Source organism: Methanomassiliicoccales archaeon (genome assembly GCA_038850735.1).
In the GTDB taxonomy this organism is placed as follows: Archaea; Thermoplasmatota; Thermoplasmata; order Methanomassiliicoccales; family JACIVX01; genus JACIVX01.
This window is the reverse complement of the sequence record JAWCLO010000003.1, coordinates 47,419-68,021: the sequence shown is the minus strand read 5'-3', so window position 1 is coordinate 68,021 and position 20,603 is coordinate 47,419. Positions and strand designations below refer to the sequence as shown.

The following is a 20,603-nucleotide window of genomic DNA, read 5'->3' as shown; positions in this document are numbered from 1 at the left end:
AAGGCTTTTTTGATTCTATATGCATTTTGCCACAACCGGAACAAAAGAATTTAAATTATCATCGCACAATAGCTATCCCGCCCAGATCGAGTTGGTAGTTTGGTAGATCGATAATAAGCATGCTAACAATCTGGGAATTCAAAGACTGTTTGAGGATGTATAGTAACACACAAAAAGTGGAGAGGAAGAAAGATGGTTCTATTCAAAAGGATACTAATACCCACAGATGGAAGCGAGTATACAAAAGCAGCAATATCGAAGGGTCTGGAACTTGCTAAATTGATGAATGCAGAAGTCACTGCGATGTATGTTGTTGATCAGACATCCTTTATCAATTTCCCTATGGACTCAACAATGGTAAGCGTATATTCTCTACTGGAAAAAGAAGGGAAAGAAGCGGTTGATTATGTGAGAAAAGAAGGAGAAAAACTCGGCGTGAAAGTTGAAACTGTAATTGAAGAAGGTTCGCCTGTCCGAAAAATTGTTGATGCTTCAAAAAATTTCGATCTCATTGTTATGGGAACGCTTGGTCGGACAGGGTTTTCTAAACTGCTGCTTGGAAGCGTAGCGGAAAGGGTCGTTAGATATGCAGATTGCCCGGTGATGGTTGTGAGAGCCACAAGGAGGGATGTTCAATGACGCTTATCGAGGAAGTCATGACGGCAAATCCCATTGTAGCGCAGATCCCAAGCAGTCGAAACGAAGTGCTGAAAATTATGGTCAAACATAACTTGACAGGTTTACCGGTGATTAGAAGGAATGACGGTACCCTGGCAGGAATAATTACAAGACAAGACATATTTGAAAAACCTGACGAGGAGCAATTGGCACTTATAATGAATAGAGATGTGCCTACAATAGGCCCAAAAAACGACGTTAAAAAGGCTGCAGAAATTTTCATGAGTGGAACTATCCGTCATTTACCTGTTGTTGATGGGTCAAAGTTAATTGGAATTGTGACTCCAACAGATTTGCTTGGCCTTGTAGAGAAAGTTGCAACAAATATTCCTGTCGAGAAGGTCATCAGGTCTCCATGTGTCCCAATATATCAGGACGCACCTCTTGCTGTCGCCCTGGTAACATTCAAAGTGAGTAAGGCGAGTGCAATGCCAGTTTTAGATGAAACTGGGAGACTTGTAGGTATCGTCACTGATAGAGACATTTTCAACAAATCCTATGTAAATGGTTCAGTGGCTATGGCGGACCTCGGTATCGGACAAGATGAGGATGAGTGGACTTGGGAAGGGCTGAGGAACGTGATGAAACTATGGTATGAGGTGTCAAAAATCGAACTACCTGGTCTACCAGTCAGAGAGATCATGGTCAGAGAGCCGGTAACTGTTTTCAAGAAAACCAGCGTTGCTGAAGCTGCGCGAATAATGAGAAAGAACGATTTCGGACAATTGCCTGTGCGTGATACAAAGGACAATTTGCTTGCAATGATTTATGATACGGATGTTATTTCAGTGTTATTGGGTGAGGAGTAATGGACGCAGCCGATATACTTGCGCTATGCAAGCGAAGGGGATTCATATGGCCAGCCTACGAAATATACGGAGGCGTGGCTGGCATGTACGATTACGGGCCGCTGGGCGTGACAATGAAGAATAACATCATCGAAATCTGGCGTAGGGCATACACGCTTGGTGAAGGCTTCATTGAAATCGACGGGCCGACGATCGGTCCAGAGATAGTTTTTAAAGCCTCTGGCCACGTCGATGCATTCTCCGATTCTATCGTTTTCTGCATGAAATGCAAAGAATCATTCAGAGCAGATCACTTGGCTAAAGGATTGCATGAAAATCCTGATTCACTTTCCAATGAAGAACTTGGCCAGCTGTTGAGAGAAAAAGGCGTGAAGTGCCCTGAATGCGGTGGTGAGCTTTCAGACGTAGAAGACTTCAATCTCATGTTCAAAACCACGATAGGTCCGGGTTCCGGAAGACCTGGATTCTTGAGACCTGAAACCGCCCAGGGGATCTTTGTGGATTATTTGCACCTTTACAGATTCGCACGAGAAAAACTCCCATTCGGCGCGATCCAAATCGGTCGAGGTTATAGGAACGAAATATCGCCTCGGCAAGGAGTCATCAGACTAAGGGAATTCAACATGATGGAAGCCGAACTTTTCGTTGATCCAGAAAACAAGACGTGGCCACGATTTGAGAAGATTAAGGACAAGAAAATGAAGCTTGTACCCAACGACGGTTCTGAAGTGGAGATCTCGGTTGGCGAAGCAGTTGAAAAGGGGATGATCGGCAACGCAACCTTAGCATACTTCATGTACTTCACTCAGGAATTTTTGAAAGCTGTTGGTATAGATCCCGAACGCTTGAGATTCCGTCAGCACCTGCGCACGGAGATGGCGCACTATGCATCAGACTGCTGGGATGCAGAAGTCCTGCTTTCTTACGGATGGACGGAAGTTGTTGGCATCGCTGATAGGGGTTGTTGGGATCTTTCAAGACATATTGAATACTCCAACGCAGACCTCACCGCCTTTATGAAGTATGACGAGCCTATCGAAGTTGAAAGGGAGGTTCTCAAGCCGAAATATGAGTTACTCGGTCCAAAATTTAAAGGCAAATCGAGCAAAATAGGAAAGCTCCTCGAACAGCTCGATCCTTCGAATATCAAGGATAGAAAGGTCACTGTCGTAGTTGATGGCGAGAAAATAACGATCGATGACTCATTCTTTGAGATCGCACGGGTTAAGGAAAAGATAACTGGCAAGAAAGTGGTTCCGCACGTTATTGAGCCTTCCCATGGATTAGATCGCATATTCTATGCCTGCCTTGAACATGCATATAGCGAGAAAAGTGACGGGTATGTTGTCCTTAGGCTTAAACCTGCTATAGCTCCGATCAAGGTGGGAGTATTCCCTCTGATGGCTAAGGACGGGCTCGATATCAGGGCAATGCATATTGACGAGAGGCTGCGACAATGCGGCATCAGTTCATACTACGACGATTCTGGGTCTATAGGAAGGAGATACGCAAGAATGGATGAAATAGGAACACCGCTGTGCATCACCGTCGATTATCAGACCCTTAGTGATGGGACCGTAACTATTAGAGATCGTGACACGGCAGAACAGATCAGAGTCCATGAAGATCGAATTATCGATATGGTCAACTTATTACTGCAAGGAACGCCCTTCAGTGAACTTAAGATGCGCTGACAGATTGAATCAATTTGCAAGAATTGGCAGACCAAAACGAGGGGTATGTATACAAATTGGAGACTGAGGCGCATCTAAATACAATTACGTTGATATAGTTATTATACAAAGAGGTGGACGGTTTTGAAGGCACAAAATGTTGAATCTGTACGATCACAGGAGCAAATCCGTTCAGTGCTTGATCTTACTAAAGCCGGAGACATTATGTCGAAGGAATTCGAGACGATCGATCCAGAAGCGACACTCTCTGCGATCATCTCGAAGATGAAATCACTTGACCTTCACGAAATACCCGTTGTAGATGACCAGAAGAAATTCATGGGAATTGTCAGTTATGCGTCTCTTATCAAAAGAAAAAACCTTCCGCTCAGCACAAAGGCGAAATCAATACTTGCCACGCCACCAAAAATAACCACCAGCACTCCGTTAACCGAACTTGCAGAATTAATCGTTTCAACTGGTTATAGACAAATGCCCGTCCTCAAGGGAAAGAAAGTCGTTGGCGTTGTATCAAGAGAAGACATTGTTCGAGTAATTCCAAAGGTCAAAGAACTAGCATCCATTTCCCTTTCAGAGATCATGACAACTGACGTTCAATTTGTTCATGAGAAGGATTCCGTCAAGAGAGCAGTTGATCTTATGTCAAAGCTGGAAGTCAGGACATTGCCAGTTGTTGGCGAAGATGGAAAATTGACAGGGATTTTGGGAATAAAAGAAATCATCAATTTCAATTGGCAAGGGAAGCAAAGGGAGACCGTAGGGGAGCTCGTCGGTAGCAGCAACCCAGTCGAGATTGAAGTCGGGTCATTGGCGATTGATCACCCCTTGACAGCAAATCCACGAACCACGCTCGAAGAAGCGATAAGAATCATGCTGGACAATAGAATATCCACGCTGCCTATCGTGGAGGATGAGAAACTTAAAGGGATTGTTACAACCTACGACATCGTGGAACTCGTGGCTTCGTTCAGGGCTAGAGAAATGGTATATGTGCAGATAACGGGTTTGGAAGACGAGGATCGTCTTTCTCTCGATGTAATGGACGAAGAAATCGAAAGAGAGCTGAAGAAGATTGCCAAGATAACGAAACCTCTATTATTCACACTCCATGTGTCAAAATATAACGAAGCGGGCAATGTTGCGAAGTACAGTCTGAATGCACGCTTGATTACCGCAGAGAGGATCTTTGTTGCTAAATCAACGGAATGGAACCTCATGAAGGCAACAATATCACTTATGCATACCCTTTCGAATAAGGTCAGAGAGTCAAAGGAAGAGGCGATAGACCAGAGAAAGAGGAAGCAGTATTCTTCCTGATAGAAGTCAGGGCAATCTTTTTTAGTGCGCCCATCTTATTTCCCCTTCCTATGAATCAGTACGATCCCGTGCCTACGGAAAGGAAGTGGCAAAAAAAGTGGAAGGAATGGGGCATTTACCACTTCGATTTTTCTTCAGCAAAGCCGGTCTTCAGTATCGATAATCCACCCAGATACACATCTGGCGCTCTCCACCTGGGCCATGCCACAGGCTATTCGCTTATCGATTTTGCAGCTAGATATAGGAGAATGAGAGGCTACAATGTTTTCTTCCCGCTGTGTTTCGATGTTAACGGCACGCCAACGGAAGTTAAGGTAGAAAAAGAATATGGCATCACGAAGTTATCCATTCCAAGACAAGAGTACATCAAGCTATGCAAGAATTATGCTGAAAGCTTTATCGGTGAAATGACAAGGCAATTTGAGATCCTGGGCACTTGTATGGATCCAACAATTTATTATCAGACGGACGCTCCGTACTACAGGAGAATCACCCAGATATCGTTTCTCAGAATGTTGAAGAAGGGGCTCGTGTATAAGGGTACATTCCCTGTGAACTGGTGCCCAAGATGCATCACAGCTCTTGCTGATGCTGAAGTTGAGTATGAAAGCAATAAGACCTTCCTCAATTTCATCAAATTTAAGATCAAGGATTCTGATGATTTTGTAATCATTGCAACTACGAGACCAGAATTAATCTGTACATGCCAGATAGTAGCGGTACATCCTGACGATGAGAAATACAAGGCACTCATCGGGAAAACTCTTCTTACTCCAATTTACGAAAAACAAGTCAAAATTATCGCAGACCCAAAAGTCGATCCGCATTTTGGATCTGGTGTTGTCATGATTTGCACGATCGGCGACAAGGATGATCTAGAGTGGGTGATGAAGTATGGCTTATCGCTGGAAAAGGGGATCGATGAGCAGGGACGTATGACTGAGATTGCCGGTCCTTACGCAGGCCTCAAGATAAAGGAGGCTAGAAAGCGCATATTAGAAGACCTGAAGAATGCGGGTCTCCTCGTCAAACAAATTGAAATCGAACAGAATGTTGGAACTTGTTGGCGATGCCACGAACCTATAGAGTTTTTGCAGATTCCCCAATGGTTTCTCAAAACACTGGACTTCAAGGAGGAAGTATTAGCAAAAGCCGATGAGATCAGATGGTTCCCCGAATTCATGAAAGTCAGGTTGAAAGACTGGATAAACTCGCTGGAATGGGACTGGGTGATATCCAGACAGAGGTACTTTGCAACGCCAATACCAGTGTGGGAATGCGTAGAATGCGGGGAAGTCGTTCCTGCCCGAGAGGAAGATTGCTATGTTGATCCGACGGTAGATCCACCGCCTGTTGAGAAGTGTCCTAGGTGTGGGGGAGCATTGAAGGGATGCGAAGACGTTTTTGACACGTGGATGGATTCGAGCATCTCGCCTCTGTACAACACATTCTGGATGAGAGATGAGGAGAAATTTAGGAAACTTTATCCCATGTCGCTCAGACCCCAGTCACACGATATAATAAGGACGTGGGCGTTCTACACGATACTTCGTGAATTGCTGCTTGTTGGAGAGAGGCCTTGGAACGAAATCATGATACACGGATTCATCATGGCACCAGATGGTACACCAATGCATGCATCAAAGGGGAACGTCATTGATCCTATGCCTATTCTCGAGAGAAATGGAGCAGATGCATTGAGGTATTATGCCTGTACGTGTTCCCTCGGGGAAGACAATGCGTTTAGGGAAAAAGACGTGATACACGGGGGAAGGCTTTGTAATAAGCTCTGGAACATGGGTAAGTTTGTCGGCAGCATCATCAAGGAGAAACCTATATGCGGAGAACTGAGAACAGTGGATAGATGGATTCTATCCAAATATAGCCGCGTCGTGAAGATGGTAACGGAATACTGCGATAATTACGCATTTGACAAGGCGGTTCGTGAAATTGAGCAGTTCGCATGGCATGAATTTGCGGATCATTACATTGAAATGGTCAAATACCGGACTTCAAATGAAAATGATGCCGGTGCCAGATACGCGCTGTATACAGTTTGCCTGGGTATAATGAAAATGTTCGCGCCGTTCCTTCCGCATGTTACTGAGGAGGTCTACCAAACAAACTTCAAGAAATATGAGGGCGACGAGAGTATCCACATCTCATCATGGCCGGAGCCGTTGTTCGTGGACGAGGTTGAGGAGAAAAAAGGGGAACTTGCAAAAGAAATTATCAGTGCGATCAGATCGTGGAAATCAGAGAAGGGACTTGCACTCAATCAGCCTCTTGGCATGGTTGAGCTCATCGGAGAAGGCGTGGACATTCTTTCAGAATGCAAAGATGATATCATGGAAACGGTGAGAGCGAAGGAGCTGAAAATGGTAGGGGATGCGAAGATCGAGGAAATCATTGTTGGTATCAGACCAAACAAATCAAAAATAGGGCCTAGATTTAGGGAAAAAGCAAAAGAAATCATGTCGGTCATTAATCAACTCAATAGCAACGAGATTTTTGAAGCGATTACAAAAGGCGAATTGAAGGTGGTCTTATCGGATGGCAGCGTCGCAAATATTGAGAAAGACATGATAGATGTTGAAAAGAAACTCATGCTTGAAGGATTCGAAGTTGATACACTACAGATAGGCAGTGTGTTGGTGGCTGTTAGACAGTAAGGACTAATGTTTATAAAGATCTCATAACTGGTTGCGGTCGCAGCTCCTTTCCTTTGTAGGTAGTCCTCTCTAACGCTTTTATTACACTAAATGCAACATCCTTGTGAACTTCGAAAACTGTTTCTTCCTCTCCTATATCAACCACTCCAATCAAAATCTCTCTGATTTTTGCGCTTGAAATGATCATATTAATTAGATCATTAATCCGTAGCCCATCTTTTCTCCCTGCTCTTATTTTTATCTTGACCATCCCGAAAATATCCTGATATTCATCGAAATCCCATACTTTCTTGACGACGTCCTTCCTGCCTGTTTCTGGTACCTCACCTTTTTCGATTCTTGTCTTGCCGAATTTCTCGATGTCTTCGAGGATTTCTTGTTCATGAGAGCTCACGAAAGTGATAGCTTTTCCAATTTTTCCTGCCCGCCCAGTTCTTCCTATGCGATGAACGTACCATTCGGGACTTTCGGGGATGTCGTAATTGATCACGAGGTTCACATCTTCTATGTCAAGCCCTCTTGCAGCAACATCTGTAGCTACAAGTATCTTAACTGCTCCTTTTCTAAAATCCTGAATGACTTTTTCTCTTTTTGCTTGCGAAAGGTCTCCATGAATCGCCTCTACTGGATAACCATATGATTTGAGACGGTTGTAAAGCATATCAACCATCTTCTTGGTTTGGCAGAATATGATTGCTTTAGGCTTTTCTTTGTCGAGAACGCGACAGAGTGCCCAAACCTTATTCTTCCTTCCCACATTAAAGTAGATTTGTTTGGTGGAAGGTAGCGTAAGTTCATCTTCGCTTACTTTCAGTGTTACTGGGTTATTCATATGCTTTGCTACTAATTTCATAATTCCCTCGGGGATCGTTGCTGAAAAAAGAGACGTATGTCGGTTTCTCGGAAGGCGATTGACAATGAACTCAATGTCATCGATAAAGCCCATATCCAGCATTCGGTCGGCTTCATCAAGAACAAGAAAGCGCACGCCGTTGGTTTTAAGTGTCCCGCGTTTAACATGATCAATTATCCTACCAGGCGTTCCAACCACTACTTCTATTCCCTTGCGCAGTTGTTCAATCTGTAAATCAATAGATTGACCACCATATACCGGGAAAGATGATATACCAGCATATTCAGCCAATTTAGCCATTTCCTCAGATACCTGGATAGCTAATTCCCGTGTCGGAACTAGAACCAGAGCAATCGGCCTACCTATGCTTCCAGGAGTTTTCTTGAGAGAAACAATATGTTGAATAAGCGGAATCGAAAATGCTGCAGTCTTACCAGTACCTGTTTGCGCTTGCACGACGGCATCCTTTCCTTCTAGCAATACTGGGATAGCTGCCGTTTGCACCGGCGTCGGTTCAAGAAAGCCAGTCTTATCGATGGCTTTCAATATTTCATCAATCAAACCCAATTTTTTGAAGCCATTTTGCATTGATTTCACTTTATCGAGATAAATGATATTTATAGCATTAATTAAACACTGCGATATCGCCAGTATTAGCGTGATAAGAAAAAACAAAATTTATATTCGGTCATTGCGTTCAGAGGAAAGTGTTCAAAAGCGGGCGTAGTGTAGCTGGTTATCACTTAAGCTTGCCAAGCTTAAAACTCGGGTTCGAATCCCGACGCCCGCACTGATCATTTTCCGTCGCATCTTTTTCTATCATGAATGATGATTAATTTTTTGAGCGTACTAGTGAGCAATTCTTTCATCTGAAGATAAGCCAATCCCCCTACTGGTATTAGAGCATGTTTGGATATGAAAAACAGTAAATTGAGGTAGAAATCAACGAATGTTACCCTCACATCGATTATTTTACTCTGTATCAAGCGCGCTGAATCGATTTACCGCAAAAACGTCCGATATATTCTACAGCGATTCTCCTTGCATTTTCAAGAAAGTCTTCGCTGATTCCTGGCACGCCACATATCATCAGTACGATCTCCTCCGTATTTTCGGTCACTTTGGTAGATTCTGAATCCCGATAGGGATAGACGGCAATTACTTTTCTCGAATCCGTGATAACGATTTCATTTCCGTTTAATTCGATGGGCATCTTCATTCCTATTCCCAGAAACTTCTCATCCTTCTTTGCAAATCTCATTTGGAGTTCACCTTCAATTTTCCTTTTATCAAAAGCGGCCAGCGGGATTCCAGATTTGATTGAGGCGAGGTTGTACGCGTCTACCAGCGTATTTATGAGAGGAATACGTCCGTTTTGCAATATTCTCCTGATCAGTGCTTCGGATGAAGGTCTGGTTTTCGTTGGATCGATTCCAATAGCCCAAAAAAAGTCTCGATATGCTCTAAAAAGCGGTCTCTCTTTCAATCCATCGATATCGTATTCATTTACCACTTCTTGGAAAACTGACTTCTTGAAATTTTCTAGTTCTTCCGAATACTTGGCAACGATGAGGCCGCCCAACTCCTCAATAAGAACACTTAACAATGGAAATCGATTGCGAATTTCCTCCGAATATTTTAGAATCACATTCGATAACACTTCCTTCTTACTTAAAGCATTATTCTTAATTTTTGACCTGCTTCGGAAAAGGATATGCTCGACTTGGGAAGTGCACATGCTTGAAGATCATGATGCTGGAATTTCATCATTGAGTCTTTTGCTGGCCGAACAATACTTCCAAATGGGAAGATCCACAGAATAATATCCCATAAAAATCTTGATCGTCGAAGCACAAATTCAGGCAAAAATACTAAATAGTCATAGTGCGTCACGATGATTACTAAACTGAATACCTCAGTTGGTGAAGCATGAGAGTCGTAGGAGACGTTTGGTTCACCAAAGTGAGGGGAGTTTAGGAAATAAGTAAACGGAGGTGAACCAGACGATGTATAGCAGGCAACCGCGCGAGATGCACAAGGCTGTTTGCTCTGACTGCGGTAAGGAATGCGAAGTTCCTTTTAAGCCGACAGAGGGGCGACCTGTCTACTGCCGCGATTGCTATCAGAACCACCGCCCTGCAAGGCGGAGCAGGTACTGATTGATTTTTTTGAACGGCGAATTTTTGCCTTTCTAAACCTTCTTTTTTTCCTTTGAATTTCATATTGATCTATTTCCTGCATTCCAAAGTAGATACTGAAGTAGTTATTAACAAATTATTTAACAATTGAATCCAATCAATTCAACCACTAATGGGGGTGCTTAATGGAAGGGAAAGCGTTAATTCAATATCCTCCTCATTTAAGGTGGATGCTTCGGCGGGCTCTCGATGATCCTGAGAATTTTTGGGGTGAAATTGCGAAGGAACTGTATTGGTTCAAGCCATGGGACAAGGTCTTTGAGAAACTCAACGACTCATTTCGATGGTTCTCAGGGGGCGTAACGAATATTTCTTACAATTGCCTCGATTATCATGTAAAAAGGGGGTGTGGTAACCGCGCAGCTATCATTTGGGAAAGTGGCGAGGGAGGTTGCACCCGTGTTTTAACATACAATCAGCTTTTGTTTGAGGTTGAGAGATTTGCCAGAGCGCTTCGCGCTCTGGGAGTGAAGAAAGGTGACAGAGTTACCATATATATGCCGATGATCCCAGAGGCAATAGTAGCGATGTTGGCAACTCTGAGAATAGGAGCAATACATTCTGTAGTTTTTGGGGGCTTTGGATACGGGGCCCTTGCAGAGAGGATCTCTGATGCAGGTTCTGAGATTGTGATTACCGCAGATGTTGGATATAGAAGGGGAAAGCGGATTCCTCTCAAGGAGACCGTGGATCTAGCGCTGAAAGAAGCGAAGGGCGTGAAAAAGATAGTAGTTTTCAAAAGAGAGAAAGAAGACGTTCCCATGACCATCGGCAGGGATATTCTCTGGGAGGATGCAATTGATTTGGGAAAAGGCTCTGATTCGAGCGTAGTTCCAATGAAGGCTGACGAACTAGCTTTTATTTTGTATACATCAGGCACTATGGCAAAGCCTAAAGGAACTGTTCAACCGCATGGCAGCTACCAAGTATATGTTTACGCGATGGGTAAATGGGTCTATGACTTGAAGGAGACAGATGTATGGTGGTCAACCTCAGACATCGGTTGGATTGTTGGTCATAGCTATGTTGTCTACGGTCCTCTTCTCACCGGCTGCAGCACAATCATGTATGAAGGTGTTCCAGACTATCCTACTCCAGATGTGTGGTGGGATATCGTTGAGAGAAATCGTGTTACACAGATGTGGATTTCGCCAACTGGTGTGAGGGCCTTGATGCAGCACGGAGAAGAGTGGCCGAAGAAGCATGATCTTAGTAGCATTCGACTTATCGTGTGCGCGGGAGAAGTCCTCAATCCACCAGCGTATGAATGGTTGGCAAACAAGGTCTTTGATGGCAGAATTCCTGTCATTGATCACATGTGGCAAACTGAGACAAGTGGCCCCATTGTGGGAAATCCCGTAGGTATCGCGACGCTTCCAATTCTGCCAGGTTCAGCTTGCATTGCACTTCCAGGCATAGATGCGGATGTGGTTGATGATCAGGGGCGATCGCTACCGCCTGGCACTGAAGGCAATTTTGTAATCCGAAGACCGTTTCCTGGCCTAACGCCTACTATATGGAATGATCCCCAAAGATATAAGCGCGATTACTGGTCACGCATTCCAGGCTGTTACTACACCGGAGACGGTGCTTCAAGAGACGAAAATGGCTATTTCTGGTTCGTCGGAAGGTTCGATGAAATTATCAAGATCTCGGCGCACAGGGTCGGGACTATAGAAATTGAATCAGTTCTGCTTATGCATCCCGACGTGGCTGAAGCTGCAGTTGTTGGCGTTCCTGATGAACTCAGGGGTGAGGTGGCCTTCGCCTTGGTGGTTCTTAAACCTGGAAAAACTCCAGGTGACCGTATTAGATCAGAACTCAAAGAGCTCATAAGAAAGAATATGGGCGCTGTGGTCGTCATGCGCGATATCGCATTTGTGAGCAAACTCCCGAAGACCAGAAGCGGAAAGATCATGAGGAGAGTTATAAAAGCTGTGATTGCGGGCCAACAGCCTGGCGATACATCAACTATCGAAGATCCCGCAGCAATAGATGAAATCAAGAGAATACTAGAAATCAAGAGTGCACGCGTTGAATGAAATCCAGCCTTGATACATGAATTAAGTGGTTTACGATCTAGTATAAGATAGTGAGCTTATATGACAGAGTATTAGAAAACTCAAAAAATGGAGAACAAAGGGGGTTCCGAGATACGGCGATCGTGAAAGATTGGAGGGAGAGGTGGAAAGAAAAATTAAAGTCAGCGTCTGAGGCCGTGGAGTGCATCGAACGCGGAGAGAGGATTTTTATAGGTACTGGTTGCGGAGAGCCACAAACCCTACTTAAAGCGCTCATTGAAAGGGCTGATCATCTTGCCGACAACGAATTCATTCAAACGATCTCTCTTGGTTTGACACCGTATCAGGAGGAGCGGTTCACAGACAAATTTAGACTTAATGCGTTCTTTATCGGTCCTAATGTCAGAAATGCTGTCAACGAAGGTCGATCTGATTACACACCTATATACCTCTCAGAGATACCGAGGTTACTTGAATCTGGAAGAATACCAATTGATGTAGCGCTCATTCAGGTGTCTCCTCCTGATGAACATGGATATTGCAGTCTTGGAGTATCAGTTGATATCACAAAGAGTGCAGCCGAGCATGCTGATAGAATTGTGGCTCAGATCAACTCCTACATGCCGAGAGTGTTGGGGGACAGCTTCATTCACATCTCCGATATCGATTATATTGTCGAGGCAAATGAACCACTACTCGAATGGCGTGCCGACGACGGGGGTACGCCGGAAGAGATTGACCGCATTGGGAAATTCGTTGCTGAGTTAGTTGAAAATGGTGCGACGATTCAAACAGGATATGGTTCGATTCCTGATGCGGTTCTTAGGCATTTGAGAGATAAGAAAGATTTGGGAGTTCATACCGAAATGTTTTCAGATGGGATTATCGATCTTGTAGAATCCGGCGTCATTACTGGGAAAAAGAAAACGATACATAAAGGAAAGATTGTTGCTTCCTTTTGCATGGGCACGAGAAGACTCTACGACTTTATTGACAACAATCCAGTTATTGAATTCCATCCCTCCAATTACACAAACGATCCCTGCCTCATTGGAAAACACGAAAAAATGGTGGCGATCAACTCTGCGCTCGAGGTCGATTTGACTGGCCAGGTTTGCGCCGATCAACTGGGCTACATGTTTTACTCTGGTTTGGGTGGGCAGGTGGATTTTATGCGTGGAGCGGCCAGATCTAAAGGCGGGAAACCGATCATTGCTCTGCCATCAACTGCGCAGAACGGAAGGGTTTCAAGAATTGTACCAAGATTATCCGAAGGAGCTGGTGTAACGACTACGCGAGGAGATGTGCATTATGTAGTAACAGAATACGGTGTGGCCGAGCTGCATGGCAAGAGCATCATGCAGAGGGCACTTGCATTGATAAATATCGCACATCCAAAGTTTAGAAAAGAGCTTCTTGCGGCTGCGAAATTTCACCGATATCTTTTCCTCGATCAATCAGAAGTTCCGTATCAGGGAATGCCTTATCCCGCAGAATACGAAACCTATAAGTCCTTTGGCGACGTGCAGGTTTTCTTCCGACCGATAAAGCCAACAGATGAAGGGATGATGAAAGACCTCTTCTATTCGTTCTCCGAAGAAACTGTTTATCAAAGATTCATGGGACCTAAGTTGGCGATGCCTCACAGAGAGCTGCAACATTTCGTAAACATCGATTACGATACGCGCATGGCGATCGTAGCAGTGATTAGAGAGAAGGAAAGAACGGAAATTATTGGTGTCGGAAGATATGGTCTAGATAAGAAGACAAACACTGCTGAGGTCGCACTGGTAGTTCGGGATGATTGGCAGAACAGAGGCATTGGATCATTCCTCATGAACATGCTTATTAGAATTGGTAGGGAGAGAGGAATAAAGGCCTTCACCGCAGAAGTCTTCGCTGACAATAGACGCATGCTGAACCTCTTTTATAAAACAGGGCTGAAGGTCGAGACACGGTGCGAAGGCGACACTTACTTTGTCTACATGCCTCTGAGCTAAGACCTTTATTTGAATTGAAAACGACTTTTGGTCGATGCTCGAGATGATGAAAGATTCATGAATCTTACGTAGGTTCAACGAATTCTTTCAATCATCCCGACATACCGAGCTATCCTTGACTGGTGTTCGGACTCGTCGTTTACTAAACTATTCAAAGTTGCAAAAAAGTGCCCAACGTCCTTTTCTGCGATTAGGTTCTTCACATCGGAACGTTTCAATGCCTCGAGTATGTTCTTATATAGATCATAAGCTAGTTTTTCGTATTTCGAGAGTTCCATCATAATTTCTAATTCAGTCTTATTCTTGAAAACAAATTCTCTTGGTTTTATCGGAGGCAATGGACGATCGGTACTCCTTTTCACTCGTGAAATGAGATCTTCAACCATTGCCCTATGCTGTTCTGATTCAGATATCAATCCGAAAATAACATCCCTGAATTCATCTTTTTTTACATTGATATATGATTCCCATTGGGACATTTGCTCAAATCCAGATTCGATTTCGAGCACCCTTTGAAGATAGGATATGAGTTCGTCGCTATTCCTTATTTCTACCATATTATCCTAAACTCCAATTGTATCAGATTATTAAATTTTTGGAGACAAAATGCGAAATCTGCGTGCAATAACCAAACTGATCTTCGACCCTTGAGTAGTCGTGATGAGGCATTATCAAATTTTTTTTGATTTTCTAGTTTTGATGATTTATGAATTTTGTATATAATGGCGAGTTCAAAATTTAGATAAATTTGCCGCATATTAAGTATCTTGATGCCTATCAAGAAGCTGTTGCTCAGAATCGGCGCTTTCTGCGGATTAATTGGTGCCCTCGTGTTTTCGATTATGTGGATAAGTGCAGCCTATGTAGATTCGAATTGGGTGCTTGGCGAACAGACTCTAAGCGAACTGGGCGGCGATCGTCCAGGCCGTGATCTGTTTAACAGTGGTGTGATTATCGAGGCTTTGTTGAGTATACTCTTCGTTTTTGCTCTGAGAATCTCATTCGAAAATGATAAATTGGGCAAGTTAGGCACAGACGTTTTCTTCTTCGCTGCTATCTCATTGCTAGGGGTTGGCATATTCCCAATAACCACAGGTATTTATCACACCATTGCGAGTTATGGGTTTTTTGGCTTGGCACTTCTGGCATTGGCAATCCTAATTAAACCGCTTCATAAATCCGCGATTTTCGGCAGACTTTATTCAATGCTCACACTTATCGCGATAACAATTTCACTGGTATTTGTTTTCTTAACAAGCATACCATTGGCGGAAGCGGTTGCGGTCATTTGCCTGCTCGTCTGGTCATCTGCCGTGTCAATCAAGATGGTCACAGTGAAACTCACTTAAAGACAAGATTTGAATGAGAATCGATTGCGATTGATTAAACAAGAGAACTACAATCTGATTTCCTTAATCCTGCTGGCTATACCGATATGTGATATTACAACTACCTTCCCTGCTCACCATACATGGTCCCAATGGATTTTTTGGAGTGCATTGCTTACCAAAGAGAGGACATTCTTTTGATTTCATCAGACCGCGAAGAACCTCTCCACATCTGCATCCTAGTATGAATTCTTCGGTTGATACATTCGCAAGTATGTTTTCATATTTTTTGCGAGCGTTGTAGTCATCGTACTTATCCTTTAATTCAAGAGCACTCTCGGAAATGATCGGGAATCCCCGCCATTCTCGATCAACTGTCTTGAAAACCTCAGAAATAAGCGAGAGAGCCTTCTGGTTGCCCTGAGGTCGGACAACACGAGAGTATTCATTCTCTACAGCTGAAGTTCCTTCTTTGACCTGTTTCGCAAGCATGTAGATGCCCACCAGTAAATCGAGAGGTTCAAATCCAGCAACGACCTGTGGGATCTTGTATAGTCTTGCTATGTCCTCATACTGCTTGAGACCTATTATAGCGCTGACATGACCAGGCTGAATCAGTCCACTTACCCTGATTTCACCCATATCAAGAATCGTCCTGAGGGCAGGGGGGATCAATCTGTGCGAACTTAGAATAGAAAAGTTCAGTGGTGGCTGTGAAAATATTGTTGACGCCGTCGTTGGAGCGGTCGTTTCAAAACCTATCGCCATGAAAACCACTTCCTTTCCTGTGGTGGCGATCTTCACTGCCTCATCGATTGAATAAACAACTCTGATGTCGCATCCCTCTGCCCTCAGATCTGCTAGAGATCCGTTCGGAGTTGGAACGGCTAGGATATCGCCAAAGACAGCGAGTGTAATTCCCGCCTTTGCAATCGTCATGGCCTCCTCTATTTCACGTGCTGTAGTCACGCAGACAGGGCAACCTGGTCCCTGCCTTATTTCGATCCCGACCTCTTCCAGCAAAGATTGAAGGCCATAACGAACCAGGGTATCCTGGTGAGTACCACAAACGTGCATGAACATTGCCTCAACTTTTAGATCTGCAATTTTCCTGATTATTTGCTTCGCGAGCTCCCTGTCTCTGTATCTGAACATCAATACTCCTCCACCCGAATGGATGTGACGCTACAACTTTTTCCCTTAACGATTTCCGCATGATTATTACATATTGGGCACGCTAAAACTGGCGTCATGAAATGAAAGGATTCATCAGTCATGCGATTTGCAGGTCCTTCAAAACCGCAGGCGGGACAACGAATGATGACTTCTTCTTTTTCAATGATCAATTCCGCTCCTTCCAACAACGTTCCCTTCGTCAAGATTTCATATGCGAAACGAAGTTGATCCTCGCCTAGAAATGTCAATTCACCAACAACCATGTTGAGCTCTTTAACTCTTTTTACACGATAATGATTCAGTTCTTCAAGAACACATCGAATGATGCTCGACATTACCGAGACTTCGTGCATTTTACTAATATGACACACACTGTTTCATTAATACTTTTTTAGGCTACCGATCGGGTAAAATTACTGTATTTCGATATTTGAACTTTACAAGAAATAAGTCTTTACAAAGTCAAAGAAAGAAAAAATCTCAAATCGTAATAGATACCATCTGCTCGAATATTATAGAATTCTATTGCTGTAAGATCTAAACCTCTGAGGATTGGGTTTGCTCTTTCAGTGCTTTCTCAAGAGATTTATGTGCAGAGCGGAAAAGGGCTTGGTTGAAAAATGTGCGATATCTAGAACGTAACTGGTTCAAAAACCCTGTTAGAATATTACTTATATAGCAAATAATATAAAGTTTCGTCACGAAATGAATGCCAGTAATAAGAAATCTAAGAAAGAGCTGACGCTCGAAGCCATCGTTGAAGGCAAAAAGATGGAGGCATACGTGGAACATCGCACAAAAGACATGCATGTCTGCTGGGTATGTGGTACGATCGGATACAAGAAGAAACCGATGAAGAACATAGGCAATAGGTGGATTTGTATCGACTGCCTCAAGCATCTTAAAGAAATTTTAGATACCCTTGATCAATGGGAGGCAGAAATAGAGCTGGAAAAGGAGATGAGTAAGAAAATTGACGAAAGCCTTGGCGTCTAGTATAAAATCCTGAGAAAGCATTTACTCTGTGGCGTTCTTGTTTGCAAAATAATCGCAGTATTGGCTTATTGGACAGATACCACATTTCGGATTCCTTGGTGTACATATTCTCTTTCCAAAGGCAATGAATACCGTGTTTATGACTTTCCATAGGTCCTTTGGGACTATCTTTGTAAGAGAGAGCTCGGTCTCTTCTGGCGTCTTTGTATTCACAAGACCTATTCTATTTGATATGCGGTGAACATGCACATCGACCGGGATGGCATCCTTATTGAATCCGTAAACAAGAACGCAATTGGCCGTCTTTCTTCCAACCATCGGAAGCTTTAGAAGTTCTTCGATCTCATCGGGAACGCGATCAGAGTACTTCTCGTGGATAATCTTTGCAATCTCTTTGATGGCTTTGGATTTTGCCTGTGGAAAACCAGCTGGTTTAATCAATTCCCTGATTTCTTCTAACTGAGCTGAAGCTAGCTCTGATGCATCCCTAAATTTTGAGAACAATCGACTTGCAGCGTCATGCGTATTCTCATCTTTCGTCCTATGGGAAAGTACCGTAGAAATTAAGACACGGAATGGGTCTCTTTCAAAGTCATTTGGTGTGCCATATGCAGTACCTGGAAACGCCCTTTCCTGTAAGTGATCAGACAATTTGTTTATTATTTCTATTACTGGCTTCATAAGAATCAAGCCAAACCTTTGCCTCACCGATAGTATAAATCGAACCAGTAATGAAAACTGTATCTCTTTTCGATGCCATTGTAAGTGCTCTTCTAACGGCCTCCCCAACGTTATCAACGGTTTGGACAGTAGAACAGTATTTAGCTAAGTGCTCGGCAACGGCAGATGCATCGTATGCGCGCTTGCTTTTTGGCGATGTGGCTATTGCGATATGGGCTGCTTTTCCAAAATGTCGTGCGATACCATCGAGATCCTTGTCATTTAGGACACCAAGTACTAGAATGATGCGTCCGGTTGCCAGACACATTAGATCCTTTGCCACTATTTCAGCTGCATCGGGAGTATGGGTTGCATCGAGAATCACCATCGGCGAGTCTGAAACCACTTCAAAACGACCCGGCCATTTGGTATTCTCGAAGCCACGAATGATGATCTCTTCTGCTATACACATGCCTCTTTTCATTAATTCCTCAATGCACCCATAGGCAATTGCAGCATTCATGGCCTGATACGATCCTATAAGGGGTATCTTCACTTTTCCTAGTCCCTCGAGCTCAACGTTTGTGCCGCTTAGAGAAACAGATATGAGGTTATACCCCAAGTCTCGCCCCACAATTCTCAAAGGTGCATGTTTTTCGAGACACACATTCTCAATGACCCTTATCGCGACATCAGTGCCATTTGCCGCGATGACTGGGACATATGGCTTGATTATCCCAGCCTTTTCATATGCAATCTTTTCGATCGTAGTGCCAAGGTATTGGGTATGCTCCAATCCAATCTGAGTTATCGCACAGCACTCGGGATGTATAACGTTCGTGGCGTCCAAGCGACCTCCCATGCCTACTTCAATGACAGCTTCGTCAACACTACTATTCGCAAAATATAGAAATGCCATTGCCGTGGTAATTTCAAAGAAGGTCAGCCGCTTGAATGGATCCGAATTTGCCATTTCCTCTGCAATGTCTCTTATCTCTTCCGCCAATCGCAGCATTTCGCTTTCAGAGATAGGTACTCCATTGATCTGGATTCTTTCACGAAAATCCACTATGTGTGGCGAAGTATACAATCCCACCTTGAGTCCTGCTTCTTGCAAGATCGACGATGTCATGGCACATACTGATCCCTTTCCTTTTGTTCCAGCAACATGGATCGTCCTGAATTTCGAGTGTGGATCTCCTAGTCGTTTCAATAGCTCAAGTGTATTTGCGAGACCCAATTTTATGCCCATGTTCTCAAGGCTGAAGAGCCATTCAAGCGTCTCATGATAGGACATGTGATCACGCACTATTTTCCATTACTTTTTGTTTCCTCGAATCTGAGTTTTGCTCAACGAGTTCTTTTAAATGAATTTTCCGCTTACGAGCCGCTTTCTTCATCGTTTTCATTATGCCCGAACCATATTGCGCGGCTTTTTTATCAAGACTGGAAATTTCACCCAGTCCAAGTCGTCGTGCAACTTCCCTTAAAAGACCCTTTCTAACCCCATTCCTCATCCTTTCATCAATTGGTATCTGCAGAACGAAGTCTAGGAACTTCTCATCAAGGTAGGGGTGAACAATCTCTTTATGAAACAATCTTGCTATTTTCCTCTCAGTTTCAACGCCCTCACTTAATAGACGGCTAAGATCCTCTTGCATGCGCTGCAACAGCATTTGGCCCGAGAGCGATTCGTACCTCTTATATCCTGCGAAAAGCTCGTCAGCTCCTTGGCCGCTAACCAATAAGGATTCCCTTGCATTGGATGCTACGAAGTATAGCGGAAGTTCGTACGAAATAACAACAGGATCGCGGCTAGAAATCAGATCCGCCAATACAGGAATTGCATCAACGATCTCATCTTCTGTTACGATAATTTCTCTCAAGGGGATATTCAAAAATACGGATGATTTTCTCGCTGCAAGAATATCATGAGATTCATGTAAACCTACCGTGTAAAGGATTGGATTGGAGCATTTCGCTGCAAGAGCGGCTATTACTGAGCTGTCCAAACCTCCCGAAAACAAGATCGCGCATTCCCTTCCAGAAAGAAGGTTCTCAAGAATACTGCTCATACAATTGATCAATCCTGATTCTATATCGCCTTCGTACATTTCCGAAAACAAGAATCTTATCAACAATATTTTTGTTTCGAATTGCATCTCAATTGTAACATTTCCTTCTTTTTTCCGAGATTTTGA

Annotated in this window: 18 protein-coding genes and 1 tRNA gene; 11 read left to right on the top strand and 8 right to left on the bottom strand. The window is 43.6% G+C overall.

Annotation, left to right across the window (positions count from 1 at the left end; all coding sequences use genetic code 11):
- Nucleotides 1-192 precede the first annotated feature (192 nt).
- The 5 genes from QW087_02880 (at nt 193) to QW087_02860 (ending at nt 7,170) form a co-directional block, all read left to right on the top strand.
- Nucleotides 193-639, top strand: coding sequence for a universal stress protein (locus QW087_02880; protein ID MEM2943668.1), 447 nt, complete (start codon nt 193-195; stop codon nt 637-639).
- The gene (locus QW087_02875) at nt 636-1,487 is read left to right on the top strand and encodes a CBS domain-containing protein (GenBank protein ID MEM2943667.1); all 852 of its coding nucleotides are present in this window, start codon (nt 636-638) and stop codon (nt 1,485-1,487) included. Before QW087_02880 ends, QW087_02875 begins: the two co-directional genes overlap by 4 nt.
- Entirely contained in the window at nt 1,487-3,181 is a 1,695-nt protein-coding gene (gene glyS / locus QW087_02870; GenBank protein MEM2943666.1) for a glycine--tRNA ligase, read from the top strand. The genes QW087_02875 and glyS overlap by 1 nt, the downstream gene beginning before the upstream one ends.
- Nucleotides 3,182-3,385: 204 nt before the next feature.
- Nucleotides 3,386-4,498: a CBS domain-containing protein gene (locus QW087_02865; protein MEM2943665.1), complete on the top strand. Its 1,113-nt coding sequence runs from the start codon at nt 3,386-3,388 to the stop codon at nt 4,496-4,498.
- A gap of 50 nt (nt 4,499-4,548) precedes the next feature.
- Nucleotides 4,549-7,170 (top strand): valine--tRNA ligase, encoded by a 2,622-nt coding sequence (locus QW087_02860; protein MEM2943664.1) that lies wholly within the window; start codon nt 4,549-4,551, stop codon nt 7,168-7,170.
- Between the two features lie 10 nt (nt 7,171-7,180).
- On the opposite strand, the gene QW087_02855 is transcribed toward QW087_02860, so the two are convergent.
- Entirely contained in the window at nt 7,181-8,611 is a 1,431-nt protein-coding gene (locus tag QW087_02855) for a DEAD/DEAH box helicase (protein MEM2943663.1), read from the bottom strand.
- Between the two features lie 129 nt (nt 8,612-8,740).
- Here QW087_02855 and QW087_02850 point away from each other — a divergent pair.
- Nucleotides 8,741-8,813: transfer RNA gene (locus QW087_02850), tRNA-Gly, on the top strand.
- A gap of 192 nt (nt 8,814-9,005) precedes the next feature.
- Here the strand turns inward: QW087_02850 and QW087_02845 are convergent.
- Nucleotides 9,006-9,761: a phenylalanine--tRNA ligase beta subunit-related protein gene (locus QW087_02845; GenBank protein ID MEM2943662.1), complete on the bottom strand. Its 756-nt coding sequence runs from the start codon at nt 9,759-9,761 to the stop codon at nt 9,006-9,008.
- Between the two features lie 268 nt (nt 9,762-10,029).
- Between QW087_02845 and QW087_02840 the strand changes: the two genes are divergently transcribed.
- The 3 genes from QW087_02840 to QW087_02830 all read left to right on the top strand — a co-directional run bounded on the left by QW087_02840 (nt 10,030) and on the right by QW087_02830 (nt 14,242).
- A complete protein-coding gene (locus QW087_02840) occupies nt 10,030-10,182 on the top strand; it encodes a CxxC-x17-CxxC domain-containing protein (GenBank protein ID MEM2943661.1) in 153 nt (50 codons plus the stop codon).
- A gap of 209 nt (nt 10,183-10,391) precedes the next feature.
- Nucleotides 10,392-12,263, top strand: coding sequence for an acetate--CoA ligase (gene acs, locus QW087_02835; GenBank protein MEM2943660.1), 1,872 nt, complete (start codon nt 10,392-10,394; stop codon nt 12,261-12,263).
- 50 nt (nt 12,264-12,313) lie between these two features.
- Complete coding sequence (locus tag QW087_02830; protein MEM2943659.1) at nt 12,314-14,242, top strand: GNAT family N-acetyltransferase; 1,929 nt, start codon at nt 12,314-12,316, stop codon at nt 14,240-14,242.
- 74 nt (nt 14,243-14,316) lie between these two features.
- Here the strand turns inward: QW087_02830 and QW087_02825 are convergent, their stop codons facing one another.
- Entirely contained in the window at nt 14,317-14,799 is a 483-nt protein-coding gene (locus tag QW087_02825) for a hypothetical protein (protein MEM2943658.1), read from the bottom strand.
- 213 nt (nt 14,800-15,012) lie between these two features.
- Here QW087_02825 and QW087_02820 point away from each other — a divergent pair, with 213 nt between their 5' ends.
- Nucleotides 15,013-15,591 (top strand): DUF998 domain-containing protein, encoded by a 579-nt coding sequence (locus tag QW087_02820; protein ID MEM2943657.1) that lies wholly within the window; start codon nt 15,013-15,015, stop codon nt 15,589-15,591.
- 63 nt (nt 15,592-15,654) lie between these two features.
- On the opposite strand, the gene hypD is transcribed toward QW087_02820, so the two are convergent.
- Complete coding sequence (gene hypD, locus QW087_02815) at nt 15,655-16,725, bottom strand: hydrogenase formation protein HypD (protein MEM2943656.1); 1,071 nt, start codon at nt 16,723-16,725, stop codon at nt 15,655-15,657.
- Nucleotides 16,725-17,099 (bottom strand): hydrogenase maturation nickel metallochaperone HypA, encoded by a 375-nt coding sequence (gene hypA / locus QW087_02810; protein ID MEM2943655.1) that lies wholly within the window; start codon nt 17,097-17,099, stop codon nt 16,725-16,727. The genes hypD and hypA overlap by 1 nt, the downstream gene beginning before the upstream one ends.
- A gap of 352 nt (nt 17,100-17,451) precedes the next feature.
- Here hypA and QW087_02805 point away from each other — a divergent pair, with 352 nt between their 5' ends.
- The gene (locus QW087_02805) at nt 17,452-17,742 is read left to right on the top strand and encodes a hypothetical protein (GenBank protein ID MEM2943654.1); all 291 of its coding nucleotides are present in this window, start codon (nt 17,452-17,454) and stop codon (nt 17,740-17,742) included.
- 21 nt (nt 17,743-17,763) lie between these two features.
- Here the strand turns inward: QW087_02805 and nth are convergent, their stop codons facing one another.
- Genes nth through QW087_02790 form a run of 3 tightly spaced genes read right to left on the bottom strand, consistent with a single transcriptional unit; the run spans nt 17,764 to nt 20,516 of the window.
- On the bottom strand, nt 17,764-18,393 hold the full coding sequence (gene nth / locus QW087_02800; GenBank protein MEM2943653.1) for an endonuclease III: 630 nt from the start codon (nt 18,391-18,393) through the stop codon (nt 17,764-17,766).
- Nucleotides 18,386-19,699, bottom strand: a complete 1,314-nt coding sequence (locus QW087_02795) for a folylpolyglutamate synthase/dihydrofolate synthase family protein (protein ID MEM2943652.1) — start codon at nt 19,697-19,699, stop codon at nt 18,386-18,388. The genes nth and QW087_02795 overlap by 8 nt, the downstream gene beginning before the upstream one ends.
- Before the next feature lie 4 nt (nt 19,700-19,703).
- A complete protein-coding gene (locus QW087_02790) occupies nt 19,704-20,516 on the bottom strand; it encodes an asparagine synthase C-terminal domain-containing protein (GenBank protein ID MEM2943651.1) in 813 nt (270 codons plus the stop codon).
- Between the last annotated feature and the right edge of the window lie 87 nt (nt 20,517-20,603).

What these genes read in the sequence shown, in the direction of transcription:
- QW087_02820 (MEM2943657.1), top strand. Translation starts at nt 15,013, where the DNA reads ATGCCTATCAAGAAGCTGTTGCTCAGAATCGGCGCTTTCTGCGGATTA.
- hypA (MEM2943655.1), bottom strand. Translation starts at nt 17,099, where the DNA reads ATGCACGAAGTCTCGGTAATGTCGAGCATCATTCGATGTGTTCTTGAA.
- QW087_02790 (MEM2943651.1), bottom strand. Translation starts at nt 20,516, where the DNA reads ATGTACGAAGGCGATATAGAATCAGGATTGATCAATTGTATGAGCAGT.
- QW087_02880 (MEM2943668.1), top strand. Translation starts at nt 193, where the DNA reads ATGGTTCTATTCAAAAGGATACTAATACCCACAGATGGAAGCGAGTAT.
- QW087_02860 (MEM2943664.1), top strand. Translation starts at nt 4,549, where the DNA reads ATGAATCAGTACGATCCCGTGCCTACGGAAAGGAAGTGGCAAAAAAAG.
- QW087_02840 (MEM2943661.1), top strand. Translation starts at nt 10,030, where the DNA reads ATGTATAGCAGGCAACCGCGCGAGATGCACAAGGCTGTTTGCTCTGAC.
- glyS (MEM2943666.1), top strand. Translation starts at nt 1,487, where the DNA reads ATGGACGCAGCCGATATACTTGCGCTATGCAAGCGAAGGGGATTCATA.
- QW087_02795 (MEM2943652.1), bottom strand. Translation starts at nt 19,699, where the DNA reads ATGTCCTATCATGAGACGCTTGAATGGCTCTTCAGCCTTGAGAACATG.
- QW087_02875 (MEM2943667.1), top strand. Translation starts at nt 636, where the DNA reads ATGACGCTTATCGAGGAAGTCATGACGGCAAATCCCATTGTAGCGCAG.
- QW087_02845 (MEM2943662.1), bottom strand. Translation starts at nt 9,761, where the DNA reads ATGTGCACTTCCCAAGTCGAGCATATCCTTTTCCGAAGCAGGTCAAAA.
- QW087_02825 (MEM2943658.1), bottom strand. Translation starts at nt 14,799, where the DNA reads ATGGTAGAAATAAGGAATAGCGACGAACTCATATCCTATCTTCAAAGG.
- QW087_02805 (MEM2943654.1), top strand. Translation starts at nt 17,452, where the DNA reads ATGAATGCCAGTAATAAGAAATCTAAGAAAGAGCTGACGCTCGAAGCC.
- acs (MEM2943660.1), top strand. Translation starts at nt 10,392, where the DNA reads ATGCTTCGGCGGGCTCTCGATGATCCTGAGAATTTTTGGGGTGAAATT.
- QW087_02855 (MEM2943663.1), bottom strand. Translation starts at nt 8,611, where the DNA reads ATGCAAAATGGCTTCAAAAAATTGGGTTTGATTGATGAAATATTGAAA.
- QW087_02865 (MEM2943665.1), top strand. Translation starts at nt 3,386, where the DNA reads ATGTCGAAGGAATTCGAGACGATCGATCCAGAAGCGACACTCTCTGCG.
- hypD (MEM2943656.1), bottom strand. Translation starts at nt 16,725, where the DNA reads ATGTTCAGATACAGAGACAGGGAGCTCGCGAAGCAAATAATCAGGAAA.